This is a genomic window from Chryseobacterium bernardetii (genome assembly GCF_003815975.1).
Taxonomy (GTDB): Bacteria; Bacteroidota; Bacteroidia; order Flavobacteriales; family Weeksellaceae; genus Chryseobacterium; species Chryseobacterium bernardetii.
The window spans coordinates 2379062-2395202 of the sequence record NZ_CP033932.1; the positions used below are offsets into that span (position 1 = coordinate 2379062).

The window sequence follows — 16141 nt, forward strand, 5'->3', positions numbered from 1 at the left end:
CCTTAATTATTACCTTTACTAACATTCCTATTAAAGTTATGACTTATAAAGATATTGTTTTTCATAATCTGCACGATCTGTTTAAAATGATCGATAAGAATGCCGATGATCAAAAAAGCAACAATGATTTTTTCATCATCCGGGAATCGCATGATCTTGATGAAAACTCTTACAAATACCCTTTTAGAACAGACAATTGCGCCATTATGCTGATTACAGAAGGGGAAGGAAGTATGCAGATCAATTTTGAACAAATAAATATCAAAAAGGATGATCTTATTATTATTACCCCCAATTCAATTCTTCATCCGGCCAGTAAGGGTTCTTACGTCAGGGCAAAGGGGATTGTTTTCAATGATTCTTTTGTTCAGAAGAATATCCGTCATATGAATTATATCAATGAGGTTATCTTTTTTTCAGAAAGAAATACCCCGATTCTGCATCCCGGATTTAATGAAAGGGAAACCTTAGGGTTCCTGATTGATAAGATTGGTCTGGCAGAAGCGCAGGACGGTTATTACTCAAAAGACATGATTAACCATTATTTTAATGCGCTGCTTCTTGAGTTGATGGTATTATACCGGTGTAGTGATGTGAGGATTATCGATCCTAAAACGTCAAGAAAGAAGGATCTTCTCAATCAGTTTCTTGTTCTGCTTTCTGAGCATTCCAAAAAAGAAAGAACCGTTGAATTTTATGCTGAGAAACTTTTTGTAACCCCGAGCTACCTGACGCGTATCGTGAAAGAGGCCTCCGGGGAATCAACCCGTAACATTATCACCAACTCCGTCATCATTGAGGCTCGTGACATGCTATTACATTCAAACCTTTCAATCACTCAGATTGCTGATAAACTGAATTTCAGTGACCAGTCTTTCTTTGGTAAATTTTTTAAGAAGAAAATGAAAATGTCTCCCAAGATGTTCAGGACAAAAATGAAATAAGAACAATTTCCGAAATAATCTAAACTTCTAAAATTGTTTTATAAATATATTTACGGTCTATTAATAATTATCTTTCAGGAGGAGATATTGGTATAAAAAAAGAGGCACCTATCAAATAGTTGCCTCTTTAAGTGAACTTGCAAGGATTGTCATTGAACCATTTGGTGCAAGATTTGAACTGGATTTTACGTATAACTGTCTGAAAAATAATAGATTGTATTTTTGTGAAAAAAGTTCGAATCTCATTGATATATCTATAAAGGATTTTATTTTCGAACTTTTCTTGCTTCAATTTTCTATTTGTTGATTCTATTTTATTGAAAAATAATGAGTTATGAATCAAATGATCAGTTCGAATCCTGCGAGCATACGTGTTTACTTCATTATTTTTCTTAAAATAGATATTGTAGAGTTGGCAAATTGCCAACTCTATTTTTGTTTTATGGTCAAAATTACTGGATGATATTTTAAGAGAATTATCCATAGATTTTATTTACTTATAATTGTTTGTTCACTTTAAGTTATAGCAAATTCCTAACAATTTTTGTGGGGCTGAATTGTAGGTTTTGCTTACTATTTTTAATGATTGCAAAGTTGGAGGTGGTCTTTTCGATTTTTCTTTCATCTTCTTAATTTTATATGTTTATAAATTTGGTTTTACGAATGAACAGAAATATTAATTGATTTTGGGAGCTTTAATTTATTCGTTCATTCTTCTATATTGAGTAATTTCAAAATTTATCTTAAAACAATTTTAGTATAATTAATATTTGGTTTTTTAGAAAAAATATCCGGAGGACTTTATTAAATATATGATCATACCAACTACCTTGATTGAACAAAAATCGAGAACTTTTTGAAAAATAAATAAGCTTAAAGAATTCGTGACGTATTTTTTCCTACGCTTTCCTAATCATACGACATGTAAATACAAGATGAACAGATTGAGCCAATTAATAGAAGGTATTAAAAAAAGGATATAAAAAATAATGAGGTGGTTCCTTATAAGAAACCACCTCATTATTAAGGTAGGATAATCATACACAAAGATTATTTAATTGATTTTGTCTCTGACAATAACCAATCCAAGCTTTTCTTTTAGTCCTCCTTCTAGTTCATTGAATTTGAATTTTGTGAGAATTCGGTTATCTGCATCATTAAAGAAATAGCCTACAATCGTGTCTTCTTTACCGTTTCCCCAGTCTAAATAGGTAGTCGAACTGACATTTTCACCCAGTGTTCCTATATTGTTCAGCAAAAGTTGTAGCTGATAAGGGGACGGATTTGTTTGTTCATTAGGCACTATTAATTGGATTCCATAAGGATCACTAAGATTGGGATTATAGTACATGGTTTTCTTACCTTCCTTAAGATAATACAGTCTAAGCTTGGAAATATTTGTATTACCTAGTTCTTTTAAAAGATCATTTTTTTCGGAGCTTACAAAAGAGACCTTTAAATATTGGTCTACAACTACCGATCCGCCATTATTTTCCGTTTTCTTACAAGAACCCAATGTTAAGAAGACAGCTACCAGACATATTAATTTCATATTTTCTAATTTAAGTAAATTATGGACGGATATCGTAAACCATTCCTGTTTTATAATTAAAAGAACCGCCTGAGTTGTTCAGGTGCTCGGTCTGATAATAGCCATTGTCAATACCGCTCCAGCCCCAGTTCATATAGCCGTAGGTGTTACTATATGCGCCTATTACCTGACCGGTTTCCCAGTTCCAATCGCAGGTCCAGGTCATTCTGCCGCCTTCTACTACCCATGCATGTCCGTTTGCGTAGTTACCGTTCACATTTTGCCCGCCTCTCATGATTAGCACCCTTCCGGCCTGTAGTTCAGTTATCATTTTATAAGAATCAAAATTCATATATTTTGCAGATGAGTAGCCGAAATTGTTCCTGAACGCTGTAGCAACATCGTTTTGCGTATCGGCACCTGATCCATTGCATTGCCAGTCCATGCTGACTGCCTGACCAATGTTCTTCATTAATTTTGCGGTTTCAGAAGTAGGGTATGTAAGTGGCACTGCGCTCCAATTATACGATGTTGGATAATTATAGTACTTCATCACCTGTCCCATAGCTGTCGCAACACAACCCACGGGAGGACGGCCATTGCTATAGTTGGTGCATGACATATTTATCAGCTGGTCATTGTATCCCACACCTTGCCCCCATGTAGTATTTATTTTAGGTGCAATTTCAACATCTTGATAATTACAAGGTTCCATTTCGCAAACGGTATTGATCCCGAACTCAGGATCTATGCCCCTGAATATGGCATCAGGACATGGCCCGTCCCACAGTGGATTTACGGTCGAGGAATTTACTGCCCGATTTGATTTGTCTTTTTCAATATTCTGGATATACTCCGCGGTAGCATCTACCCAACTTTTTAGCTCCGGACTTGTTTTATCATTGAAAATAAAATTTCCATGAGCAGAAGACGCAATTACCGGAACTGATCTCTTATCTGCCGCCAAAAGGATGAATCCACCCTCATCGACATAATTTATAATATAAAAAGAGGGAGATTCGTCGTTGGGATAAGCAATCACTTCTTTCACAATTCGTTGTTTTGATTCTCCCGTCTTTCCACTTGCCTGCTTTGATGTTTTGGAGGATACTTGGCTGGCGAGACCTGCCAAATCTCTCGCTTCGGTGGTAGTAACGTTGTATTTGTCTTTCTTAGTAATTGACATGTCATCTCTTTGGCAGGAAAGGATGCCTAGAGAGGTGATGCCCAGCAAAATGTACTTGAGTACTTTCATAATGGTTGTTAGTTTAGATTTTATTTATTTTCTAAGTTAAATAAAATATTAACCTACTCTGCATTAAGGTTTGAAAACTACACTTTTGTGTAATCTTAGAGAGTTTTTTTGAGATTTACAGATAAATAATTTAAGAAAAACTGAAAATATATTTAAAATTCTTTTTTAGCCCGAATTCTGCTTAATGTAGATTGAGTTATTCCAAGATATGAAGAGATCATACCTAAAGGAATACGTGCAATAATATTAGGGTATTTTTCAAGTAGATGCAGATAGCGCTCTGTTGCACTAAAGACACGTAATTCGTTTGCCTTTTCTTCGGCTTTAATGTAATAAGTTTCAGTTAGAATCCTACCAATATAATTGAATTCTGGAAACGAATGATAAAGCTCCATTAATTTTTCATGGCTAAGCACCAAAAGACTTGAATCTTCTACAGTCTCCAATACCTCAAAAGACCTCTTCTGACTAAAGAAACTATATACGGAGATTGCAAGATCCCCCTCAAAAAGTATCCATGAAGTTGTGTCTTTACCAAAGCTATCGAGATAGTAAGACCTAACTACTCCTTTAACAATAAAAAAAAGAGATTTTTGGATTTCATCTATATCGAGTAGAATATGCTTCTTATTTACTTTTTGCAAATATGTATTTGAGAATAAGGCAGCACGCAGTTCCGGCGACATCGAATGAATACTTCCGAGAAAGCCCAATAAGGATTCCTTAGCTATATTCTCTTCCTCTGTACTTACAATATTTCTCATTCTTATTTTCGGAAAGATTAAATGTGTAGTTAGTAATGATACTGGAATATACGTGAAAAATTTTAATTAAACATGCTCTTTTTTGCCTTTTATCAAAAATATTCAGTATAAATAGTGGTTAATTTGTTATTCTGAAAGCCATATTACAGAAGGTTGATCTATGAAAAGAGGTACATTTATTAAACAAACTAGAGTTCCCTTTGACCTATCTAGTAAATGGAAGAAGTTTTAGATTTTTGTTGAAAGGACTTTAACAAAGTAGTATAGTCCAGAATTATCATGGGAAAGCTAAGCAATAGTTATGTCATTACTTTTAATAAAAGATTAGTCTAATTTCCTTGTAGTATTAATATTTTTTTATTTAAAGCTATCAATTCCCATGTGGTAATAATTAAACTTATTGGTAAAGTCAGATTTTTATTAAATGCCAGCGGATACCAATTATGTTGCTACAAATAATTAAACACCCTTATAGTCAATGGATGTGAAATAAATTATAGTGTATATTTAATTTTGTTTTATCTCAATAAGATGGGATATATTTTAAAGTGTGGGGCATTATCACTTTAAAAAATAATCATATGAAACAGGCATATAAAAACATTTTATTATCTATCGAGAAAGAAGAGATAAGTGTATCAAGAAGCAAGAAAAGTGCTATTGATGAAGCTTATCACATGGTCTCTTTTCTTGACAAAACTTTAACAGAATTAAAAGGGCAAATCAATATTAAAGGATTTGACAGTATTCTTGATGAAATTATTTTTTTTAAACGTGTGAAACCTGAGATACTGGGACGGCTTATGTTTTACAATAAAGTTATAAAAATAGAAGCCTTTAGTCCTTTGAATTCTGAACTTATCGAATCATATTACAGTGAACAGATGAAGTTGCTAAATAAGGATTTTAAGAAGCATATATCCTCATCCGATTTTTACAGTTACTACCGTGCCGGACGATCAGACAAAGATGAATATTATTATCGGCTCGGAAACATCAATTACTTTGATGGAGTTGACAGCTTTTTCTTTGAGGTTGATAGGGACTTTTCAACCTATTATGATTATAAGGTCGCGCAGATCAATGCTTATGATCTCTATCATTCCTATCTTAGTGGAAAATTCATTAGGGTGGAGCACAACCATAAAGATGAGCTGGTAGATATAAATGAGGATAGTGAATTTTCCTGGACGGATTCAAAAAATGCGCTTATTGAACTTATTTATGCACTTCATATCTCACGAAGTGTTTCCAACGGAAGAGCAGGTATCCGGAAGATATGCCAAATGTTTGAGGATATATTTGAGGTTAGCCTTGGCGATATTCATCATGCATTTTATCAGATGAAATTCAGGGCCGGTCAGCGAGCACGGTACCTTCATTTCCTAAAAAATTCACTTGAACAGTATATGGATAACGATTGATAAAATTTTGGTAGATCTGCTCGTAATATTCATCGGATGTTTTTACAGCATTATGAAACTGCTGGACATAATTGAATTATAATTGGAATTAAATGTCATTTTAGATATAAAGAGATGGTCTTTTTTAGACCGTCTCTTTTTGTTAATAGAGATCCCAACTTATTAATCCCCAAACAACCAAATTAAGAGAAACTTTTACTGTTTTACACTATGCCTTTCTTTAGTCATGTTCAGTCATGGGCTACCCATTAAGTCAGCCTAAGAACATTGCCGCTAATGATTATTGGGTCATAAAAAAGTGAAAAAAAATCCTTTATGGCTAGATATGACTAACCACGCTGGTAGAAATAGCCGGAAAAACTAGGTCAATTTTGGATCTGTAAACCAAACAGCGAATGCTATGAATATCGACAGAATAGAATTTTTGAATTGGATGGAGCGAATCATGAAGCGCTTAGATATCCTTTCGGGTGATCTTGAAAACAGGGAAAAGAAAAGACTAAGCGTAGACGGCGAAGAATTGCTGGATAATCAGGATGTCCTGCAGATGCTAAAAATAACCTATCGCTGCCTTCAACGCTACCGCACAATCGGAAAGATCAAATACTTTACCGTAAGCGGTAAGGTGTTCTACAAAAGTTCCGATGTCCAGCAGTTTATCCGTGACAGTTATCATGGTGGTAAATATACGCCTAAGTAGGAAAACATCGGATAGCCACCTGACGAAGCACCCAACAAAGTATAGATTCGATCAACGTAAAAACTTTTTATTATGAGCGAACAAACTATTTCTAAAGAAAACCAGCCGCAAGAACTGGAAGCATTATCAGATATCCTTTTAGTGCTTGACAAGAAGAAAAACCGTATTGAAGCGGTCAAAGGGGTAGATGAAGAGGGTAATCTCCAAACAGCAGACCCCAAAAAGTCAAATTTACTGGATTTTATGCGTGTTGATAAGGGAGATGCCTTGAGCAATTTCTTTTCGAATTTCTGGCGCAGGCTTAATGACCCCATATCATTCCGTTTTTTCAGGGGCCCGGAGATCGACCTGAATGAAGTTGCCAAAAAATTACAGAAAGCGATAGACCATCCTACGCCGGAAGGTAACAAGCTTCTGGATGCACTTGAGATTAAGTATGACAACAAATTAAATCAAAAAAATATGGAAACAAATCAAACATCGGAAGGCGCAGCGCCAACAAATGAAACCAAATCAGCTTACAAGTATAAAGTGGAGGAGATAGACTGGACCTCCCTTGAAAAACTAAACCTGAACCGTGCGCTTCTTGAAAAGAACGGCCAGCTGGATAAGCTGCTAAAGGGGTACAAATCTGACGGAATTTACAGGATTGAAGGAAATTTCGATGGTATAGTCATGAAAGGAGATGCACGGCTTTCACTGAGAAAACCAAAAGATAGTGATCAGGTCGTGGTGATGGCACATGGTGTCCGTCTCGAACCGGATCTAAAAAATCAGTTTTACGGCCATGTTTTTACTGCGGAAGATAAAGACAATTTAAAAAAGACAGGAAACATGGGGCGGGTTGCCGAACTTACAAACTATTCTGACGGGACAAAAGTAAAATCGCTGATCAGCATCGATAAACTTACGAATGAGGTCGTATCTTTTCCGGTAGATCTCATTAAAATCAGTGAAAAGTTTGGTGGAGTTAGGTTAAATGCAGAACAGAAAGCCGAACTACTGGAAGGAAGACCAGTTCTTGTTGAAGGCATGGTCAATACAAAGACAGGTGAAGTTTTTAATCAGCAACTGCAATATAGCGCAGATGCCAAAAAGCTGGTGTTTGCGGGACAGAGTGAAGGACAACAGCAGGGGCAGAACTATGCCATTCCGCCTGAATTTAGAGGTAAGGTGCTGGAGGAGAAGGATAAAAAACGTTTAGAGAATGGTGAAGTCATTTTTATGAAAGATATTGTTAACCTAGAAGGAACGAAGCTTTATTCAGGGTACGTCTGGCAAAATAAGGAAACCGGTAAGCTGGACTTCGATTTTGACAACCCTCAGCAGGAGAAAGCTCAGAAACAGTCCGAAACTCAGGGAACTGTTCAGGGACAGGCAACAAAACAGGATGCTACAGCCAATAACGCGCAGAAAAATGCTCCTAAAAAGGAAAATGCCAGAGGGCCGAAAATACATTAAATCCTTACCTTATGAAAGCGATCATAGCAGAGAAGCCCTCGGTGGCCTATGAACTGGCAAGAATTGTAGGGGCTACAGAGAAGAGGGACGGTTATTTTGAGGGCGGAGGGTTTCTTGTGACCTGGGCATTTGGACACCTTGTTGGACTGGCGATGCCGGAGGATTATGGGATTAAGGGATTCAATAAAGAATCCCTCCCCATCATTCCTTCTGAATTCAAACTGAATGGCAGAAAGGTGAAATCTGGTAATGGGTATGTGTATGATGAGGGTTCAAAAAGACAGCTTGAAATAATAGGCTCCGTATTTAAGAAGTGTGGTAGTATTATTGTTGCTACGGATGCCGGGAGGGAAGGTGAAGTGATTTTTCGGTTCATCTATCAATATCTCGGGTGCAGCAAACCTTTTGAGCGGTTGTGGATCAACAGCCTGACCGAAAAGGCAATTATCCACGGATTTCAAAATCTAAAACAGGGAAGTGAATTTAACGGTCTTTTTGAAGCTGGTAGGGAACGGTCGGAATGTGACTGGCTCGTAGGAATCAATGCAACCCAGTCGCTTACCATTGCGATGGGTGATGGTCTATTTTCGCTGGGAAGAGTGCAGACACCTACACTTGCGCTTATCTGTAAGCGTTTCCTTGCACATAAAGCATTTGAGGTCAAAGATTATTTTCAGCTGGAACTATCCTTGATAAAAGAAGGAATAAGTTTCAGAAGCCAATCCGAGGATAAATGGCATGATAAAGAAAAGGCCGAATCTATCCTGCGTACGCTTGAACGCTGTGGCGTTGCAGAGATAAAGGAGGTTGAAAAAAAATCGGGTACGATCCAGGCTCCACTGCTTTTTGACCTGACGGGATTGCAGAAAGAGGCGAATAAAAAGCTGGGTTATTCTGCCGAACGGACACTTGAGATTGCCCAGAAACTTTATGAAAAGAAATTTATAACCTATCCAAGAACGGGTTCTAAATATATACCGGAGGATATCTGGGCTGAAATACCTTCATTAATCCTCGCTTTAGGTTACCGGAGTTCATGCAAGGAAGCTGTTGATCAAATCAAGTGGGAACGCTATAATAAGCATATTGTAAATGATGTGAAGGTTACCGACCATCACGGAATATTGATTACCGAAAATATCCCTACCAGACTGGAAGCAAGTGAAGATGCTCTATATGACATGATTGCAAAACGTCTTCTTGAATCAGTTTCACCCGCATGTCATAGGGAAATTACAGATATAAAAATCGCAGTTCTGCATTATAATTTTAAACTGAAAGCGATCAGGATTACTTCTGCTGGCTGGAAGGTGATCAATGGAAATTTTGAGCAGGAAGGTGAGGATCTTGTCACTGCTTTTCCTGATCTCCAAACCGGAATGCAGCTGAACATTGATGCTGTAAACGTACTTGCGAAGAAAACAAAACCCCCGATGCTCTATACGGAAGCGGACCTGCTTGCGACAATGGAAAATGTAGGCAGCACAGTTGAAAATGAGGAAGAACGAAAAATCCTGAAAAACATCGGTATCGGCACACCTGCCACACGGGCCGCCATTATCGAAACTCTTTTTGACAGGGGATATATCGTTCGGGAGAAAAAGAGTATTGTTCCCACCGATAAAGGCATGCTCGTTTATGAAATTGTTGGGGACAAGAAAATTGCTGATGCCGCAATGACCGCGCAGTGGGAGATTGCATTTGAGAAAATTGAGAATGGAGAGATTGATGCTGAACTTTTTCATGCGGAGGTTGAGCTTGCAGTACATGAAATAACCAGTGAATTACTGAACGTAAGAAGGGCTTCTACGGATAGTATGGATCTGTACTGTCCGAAATGTAGGGGTAAGGTGGTTCTACGGGAAAAAGTTGTTAAATGTACAGATGAAGGCTGTGGGTGGGTTTTATTTCGCAATATCTGCGGTGTACAACTTAGTTATAAGGAAATTGATGCCCTTCTAAAAAAAGGTAGAAGTCCATTGATTAAAAAGATGGTCGGCAGAAATAAGAAAGCATTCAATGCTTATATCCTGTTGGATGGGTCCGGCTCGACATCCTTTGAGTTTGAACAAAAAAATAAAGGTAAATACAAATAGTTCATGATGTGATTTTTTGGTTAGTGAAGTCCGGGACCGCGAATGGTTCCGGGCTTTTTTTGTGTAATGGGAATATCAAGGTAAGAATAGGAAAGGTTAGGTACCAAATCAAACTTTGCTCCTCTAGCTGATTAGGTTTACCGCTATAAAGTTTTAATAAAAAATATAGCGATATGAAAAATCATAGCCAGGACTTTTCCTACTACCAGCTAAAGTTGCAGGATCACATTGATTCCAGTTTTCCCGAGAGATCAGGGGACGTTAAATTTATCAGCCAGCGTGCAAGGTGGGCCGCAAATGCTTATGAGGGTGCTTTCCGCTCAGGTAATCCGATCATTAAATGTAATGAGATTGCTGATTACATTCTTTACGAAGGACTGCATTTTTCCAGATTTGATACACTATTTGAAGTGCTGACCTATGAATTTTCGGATGTTTTCGATGAACTTGATTATCGTGATTTTGCATTAAAGGTCCTTCCAAAATGTGAGGAGATCTTTGGTCATTATGAGCTGACTGATGATTTTGCATATACAACTGACTATGATCTGCTGTATACGGAGCTAACCGGTTTCATCGCCATCTGGATTGAGCAAAATGGCATTCGATAAGAAGCGGAGCATCCGCCAGAACATTGAAGCGATCCGGACGGTTTTCTCCATTGAAAAAGAAGGAAGATCAGCAACAGACGATGAAATATCCATACTAAAGCAATATTCAGGATTTGGGGGCTTAAAGTTCATCTTGAATCCAGTAGGGCAGGCGGACGATATAAATCAGTGGAAGGCTTCCGATATGCCTTATTTTCCGCTTACACAGGAATTGTTTTCGCTCATTAAGGACAATTCTGAAAGTGAAAACAGTTATAGGGAATATATATCCAAAATTAGAGGTTCTATCCTCGATGCGTTTTACACACCTACGGAAATCACTCAGAGTATTGCAGCAGCAATTACAGACACAGGAATTTCTATATCAAGCATACTTGAACCTTCGGCTGGGGTGGGAGCATTTATCGAACCATTTACTGGCACCGGCGGGCGCGGAATATGCGCCTTTGAACAGGATTTACTAACCGGGAAAATCCTGAAAAATCTTTATGGCTCCAATGCTGATATCCGGATTGATAGCTTTGAAAATATACACGAAGAAGATACAGGATACGACCTGATCATAGGTAATATTCCTTTTGGAACTACTTCTATTTTTGATCTTTCTTATTCAAGAGGAAAAGACGAAGCACGAAAATTTGCTGCACAGAGCGTGCACAATTATTTCTTTTTAAAGGCAACTGATAAGTTAAGGGAAGGTGGGCTCCTTGCATTTATAACATCGCAGGGAGTTCTAAACAGTCAGTCCAACTTTCCTATCCGTGAGGCACTAATGAAGGAGCACCGCCTGGTTTCTGCATTACGTTTACCCAATAATCTTTTCGAAGAAAGTGGAACATCTGTAGGAACAGACCTGATTGTGTTGCAGAAGAGCAGCGGGTCACGGTCATTGTCCAGACGGGCACTTGATTTTACGGGAACCAGTGAAAATTGTAATCTGCTATTTAACAACCCCAATCACATCGTTGCGACACGATCTTTCCAGGATACTGACCAATATGGCAAGGCAACTACCATTCATATACATGATGGTGGGATTGAAAGAATCGCAGAAAGTCTTCATCAAAAGCTTTCTGAGGATTTTCAGCAGTATTTTGACCTTAAATTGTTTACTGAACATAAAGTAACCTCGATTGGCACTAAAGTTTTATCAAAGCCTGCTGTTACCATTCCTGAGAAAAATATCATTCATAACGGTGGTGCTGAAAAAGCTATACAACTCGATCTTTTTTCCGATCAAGTGCTAGGAGAAATGTCTGTTAAAAAGACCAAGAGAAGAGGTAAAAAGACGTCTCAAAGCAAGATTACAAAATTTAAACAGCTTTCCTTTTTTGATTCCGGAGAAATCGGCACGGTGGATCAGAAAGATAAACTGAATACTGAATTGAATCAGAATGAAAAGAAAGCCAATATTCAAAAACATTCGTCCAATTCCTCAAAGAAAAAAGTTGAATCTCTTTCGTTGTTCCATGAAATCGACGATAGTAAGGTTTGCAAAAATGAACCGGAAACTTTTGCAGGAGAAGTAAAATCTTCTTATCGGGAGAATACGCTGATTGTTTCAAAAGGCAGGGTAGGTAAACTACAAATGAACCGCCGGGACAGAGCTTTTATTTTTCAGCCGATTGAATTATCCGTAACTGACAATAAACGTATCCAAAGTTATATTAAGCTACGGGACAGTTATCAACTGCTTTATGATTTTGAAGCCAATAACAGGCAGGAGGATGTAGAGGCCAGAAAACTTTTAAACGGGACGTATGATGATTTTGTGGCTCGTTTTGGAAATTTAAACACAGCAGAGAACATTAAATTTATAAAAATGGATGCTTCGGGGAATGAAATTCCCTATCTGGAGCGGGTGGTTGGTGGTGTAATACATAAGTCCGATATTTTTGACCATCCGGTCAGCTTTTCGACAAGAGAAGTCACGGTAAACAGTGCTTCTGAAGCTCTATCTGCCTCGCTTAATTTGTCGGATAGTGTTGATCTGGGGTTTATGGAAGAGATCAGCGGGTTTACTGAAAGTGAATTGCGTGAAAATTTACAGGGTCAGATATTCTTCAATCCACTTTCGGGCAACATGGAGGTTTCCCAAAAGTTTTTGGCGGGGAATGTTGTTTTAAAAGCCCGCCAACTAAAAGAATATATTTCCGCACATCCAGAAGACACAGAAGCCCTAAAAAGCCTTGAAGCGCTTGAAAAAGCGAGGCCTGAGCCTATAAAATTTGACGAGCTGGATTTTAACCTGGGAGAACGTTGGATCGGATGTGATATTTACAACAGGTTTGCAAGCCACCTTTTTGATAGCGAAATCAAAATTTACTATTCGGAAAGCAGTGATGACTTTTCGGTCAATGCGAAATCCAGCAACATAAAAATCACTGAAAAATATGCGATAAAGTCGGAGAGCAGAACATTTGACGGACTGAATCTACTGCGTCATGCCCTGGTCAATACAACTCCCGATATTACCAAAACAGAATATCTCGCAGACGGAACTGCCATAAAAGTCAAAGATATGGACGCTATCCAGATGGCTAACGGAAAAATTGACGAGATACGGAATGAGTTTACGGACTGGTTATATCAGCAGGATGAGGGGTTTAAAAATGAGCTGACAGCACGCTACAACGATCTCTTTAACTGTCATGTAAGGCCTTATTATGACGGCAGTCATCAGACTTTTCCAGGACTGGACCGTGCAGCACTTGATATCGAGGATCTTTATGATAGCCAGAAAGATGCCATCTATATGCTGAAAAGCAACAATGGAGGTATCTGCGACCATGAAGTGGGAGCCGGAAAGACACTTATTATGGTAGGGGGTGCACAAGAAATGAAAAGACTGGGACTTGTTCACAAACCGATGATCATCGCGCTGAAAGCCAATATCCATGAAATAGCAGAAACCTATCGGAAGGCGTATCCTTTTGCAAAAATTTTGTATCCCGGAAAAAAAGATTTTACACCACAGAAAAGGCTAAAAATCTTTGGTGATATTAAAAATAATGACTGGGACTGTATCATCTTAACGCATGACCAGTTTGGTATGATTCCGCAGTCTCCCGAGTTACAGAAAGAAATTTTGGAGGCAGAACTTCATTCTGTGGAACAGAATCTCGATGCCCTGCGCAATCAGGGAAAAGATGTCTCCGGTGCTATGCTAAAAGGTGTAGAAATTAGAAAGAAGAACCTGAATGTAAAATTAAAGACGCTGGAACATGATATTGAAAACCGGAAAGATGATGTTGTGGACTTTAAGATGATGGGAATCGATCACCTTTTTGTTGACGAAAGTCATAAATTCAAGAATCTCATGTTTAATACCAGGCATGAGCGTGTCGCAGGACTTGGAAATGTACAGGGAAGCCAAAAAGCGCTCAATCTTCTTTTTGCGATACGTACGATTCAGGAAAGAACCGGAAAAGATCTAGGAGCGACCTTTCTTTCGGGAACGACAATTTCCAATTCATTGACTGAGCTTTATTGTTTATTTAAATATTTGCGCCCAAAGGCATTGGAACGACAGGGTATAAACTGCTTTGATGCATGGGCAGCGATCTATGCCCGTAAATCGATAGATTATGAATTCTCGGTAGCGAACAATATTGTTCAAAAGGAGAGGTTCAGGCATTTTATCAAGGTCCCTGAACTGTCGCAGTTCTATACCGAAATTACTGATTATCGTACAGCAGCAGATATTGGCATAGACCGCCCCATAAAAAATGAAATCCTGTACAATATTCCTCCAACGGCAGAACAGGAAATCTTTATCAAAAAACTCATGGAATTTGCAAAGACAGGTAATGCTGAGTTATTGGGAAGACCACCTCTGTCACCGACTGAGCAGAAAGCGAAGATGCTTATAGCAACTGATTACGCAAGAAAAATGTCTTTGGACATGCGTCTTATCTCTCCAAAATATACCGATGATCCCGGAAACAAAGCTTCTGTCTGTGCAGACAATATTGCAAAATATTATAGGAAATATAATGCGCAAAAAGGAACGCAGTTTGTTTTCTCAGATCTTGGGACCTATAAATCGGACGAATGGAACATCTACAGTGAGATTAAAAGAAAGCTTGTACTAGATCATGGGATACCTGCGGATGAGATCCGTTTTATCCAGCAGGCAAAGACCGAAGATCAGCGTAAGGAGCTGATAAAGGCGACCAATGAAGGTAAAATCAGAGTTCTATTTGGATCTACTGAAATGCTGGGAACAGGTGTAAACGCACAGAAAAGGGCAGTTGCCGTACATCATCTTGACATTCCCTGGAGGCCGTCGGATCTTGAACAGCGGGATGGCCGTGCGGTACGAAAAGGGAATGAGATTGCTAAATTTTTTGCTGGAAATAAGGTTGATGTCTTTATTTATGCTGTCGAAAAATCCCTCGATGCCTATAAGTTCAATACGCTGGCGAATAAGCAACGGTTTATCGGCCAATTAAAAAGTAATACGGTTGCGGTTAGAACACTTGACGAAGGAGGTATGGACGAAGTTTCAGGAATGAACTTTTCGGAATATGTAGCTTTACTTTCCGGCAATACCGATCTTCTGGAGAAGGCGAAGGTTGAAAAGAAAATATCTGTTTTAGAAAGCGAGAAACATGCTTTTCTCCGATCAAAATGGAGTTCTTCATCTAAACTTGAGAACCTGACCGAAGAACTTGAAACAAGATCCTCCCGGTTAGAAAGGCTTAATGCCGACTGGAACAATTTTCAGAAGCGGGTCCAAAGGTCGAAGGATGGAAATATGTTAAATCCAATACTTTTGGATGGGGTGTCTACAGATGCTGGTGTGAAGGAAATTGGTGCTAAGTTGAGTAAGCTGGCTGCTGTTTCAAGAACTGGGGGAGATTATGAAGAAATAGGGTCTCTATATGGTTTTCGGCTACTTGTTAAGACGGAAATGACGCAGAAAGACAGTTCTAGCCTCGTTGAACGAGATAACAGGTTTTTTATCTGTGGAGAAGGAAATATCAAATACACGCATAACAATGGTATCATGGCCAGTGATCCCGAAAGGGCAAGTCTGAACTTTCTTAATGCGCTGCAGAAACTTCCCGGACTTATCGAGGAAGAGGATAAAAAATTGAAGCTACTAAAAGATGACCAGGTTGTGCTTAACGATATTGTCAAGGGAAGCTGGAATAAGGAAAAACAGTTAGCTACATTGAAAACAGAACTAGCCTCAGTTGAGCGAAAAATTCAGTTTTCTTTGGATGAGGAAAAGAAAACCGAGACTGAGGTAAGTACTGACGGTGAAGTCAAGAAAAAATCCATCGGTCCCAAAATGTAGAACGACAAATAAAAGATAAAATGCATTCAGACCTAAGAACTGAATGCATT

The 16141-nt window shown here is 38.4% G+C and carries 10 protein-coding genes; 7 read left to right on the forward strand and 3 right to left on the reverse strand.

The window, feature by feature from the left end; all coding sequences use genetic code 11:
* Nucleotides 1-38 precede the first annotated feature (38 nt).
* Complete coding sequence (locus EG339_RS10925) at nucleotides 39-944, forward strand: helix-turn-helix domain-containing protein (protein ID WP_123870212.1); 906 nt, start codon at nucleotides 39-41, stop codon at nucleotides 942-944.
* 1054 nt (nucleotides 945-1998) lie between these two features.
* Here EG339_RS10925 and EG339_RS10930 read toward each other — a convergent pair.
* The 3 genes from EG339_RS10930 to EG339_RS10940 all read right to left on the reverse strand — a co-directional run bounded on the left by EG339_RS10930 (nucleotide 1999) and on the right by EG339_RS10940 (nucleotide 4494).
* Nucleotides 1999-2496: a hypothetical protein gene (locus EG339_RS10930; protein ID WP_112376418.1), complete on the reverse strand. Its 498-nt coding sequence runs from the start codon at nucleotides 2494-2496 to the stop codon at nucleotides 1999-2001.
* A gap of 19 nt (nucleotides 2497-2515) precedes the next feature.
* The gene (locus EG339_RS10935) at nucleotides 2516-3661 is read right to left on the reverse strand and encodes a C10 family peptidase (protein ID WP_164466429.1); all 1146 of its coding nucleotides are present in this window, start codon (nucleotides 3659-3661) and stop codon (nucleotides 2516-2518) included.
* A 221-nt stretch (nucleotides 3662-3882) separates the two neighbouring features.
* Complete coding sequence (locus EG339_RS10940) at nucleotides 3883-4494, reverse strand: Crp/Fnr family transcriptional regulator (RefSeq protein WP_112376420.1); 612 nt, start codon at nucleotides 4492-4494, stop codon at nucleotides 3883-3885.
* Nucleotides 4495-5075: 581 nt separating this feature from the next.
* On the opposite strand from EG339_RS10940, the gene EG339_RS10945 reads away from it, so the two are divergent.
* The 6 genes from EG339_RS10945 to EG339_RS10970 all read left to right on the forward strand — a co-directional run bounded on the left by EG339_RS10945 (nucleotide 5076) and on the right by EG339_RS10970 (nucleotide 16091).
* A complete protein-coding gene (locus EG339_RS10945) occupies nucleotides 5076-5918 on the forward strand; it encodes an RteC domain-containing protein (RefSeq protein WP_112376611.1) in 843 nt (280 codons plus the stop codon).
* A 400-nt stretch (nucleotides 5919-6318) separates the two neighbouring features.
* Entirely contained in the window at nucleotides 6319-6618 is a 300-nt protein-coding gene (locus EG339_RS10950) for a helix-turn-helix domain-containing protein (protein ID WP_078764479.1), read from the forward strand.
* 72 nt (nucleotides 6619-6690) lie between these two features.
* Nucleotides 6691-8079 (forward strand): DUF3945 domain-containing protein, encoded by a 1389-nt coding sequence (locus tag EG339_RS10955; protein ID WP_123870213.1) that lies wholly within the window; start codon nucleotides 6691-6693, stop codon nucleotides 8077-8079.
* A gap of 11 nt (nucleotides 8080-8090) precedes the next feature.
* Nucleotides 8091-10175, forward strand: a complete 2085-nt coding sequence (locus EG339_RS10960) for a type IA DNA topoisomerase (RefSeq protein ID WP_123870214.1) — start codon at nucleotides 8091-8093, stop codon at nucleotides 10173-10175.
* 173 nt (nucleotides 10176-10348) lie between these two features.
* A complete protein-coding gene (locus tag EG339_RS10965; protein ID WP_112376424.1) occupies nucleotides 10349-10786 on the forward strand; it encodes a DUF1896 domain-containing protein in 438 nt (145 codons plus the stop codon).
* Nucleotides 10773-16091 carry an N-6 DNA methylase gene (locus EG339_RS10970; RefSeq protein ID WP_123870215.1) on the forward strand — a complete coding sequence of 1773 codons (5319 nt, stop codon included), beginning with the start codon at nucleotides 10773-10775 and terminating at the stop codon, nucleotides 16089-16091. The genes EG339_RS10965 and EG339_RS10970 overlap by 14 nt, the downstream gene beginning before the upstream one ends.
* Nucleotides 16092-16141 lie beyond the last annotated feature (50 nt).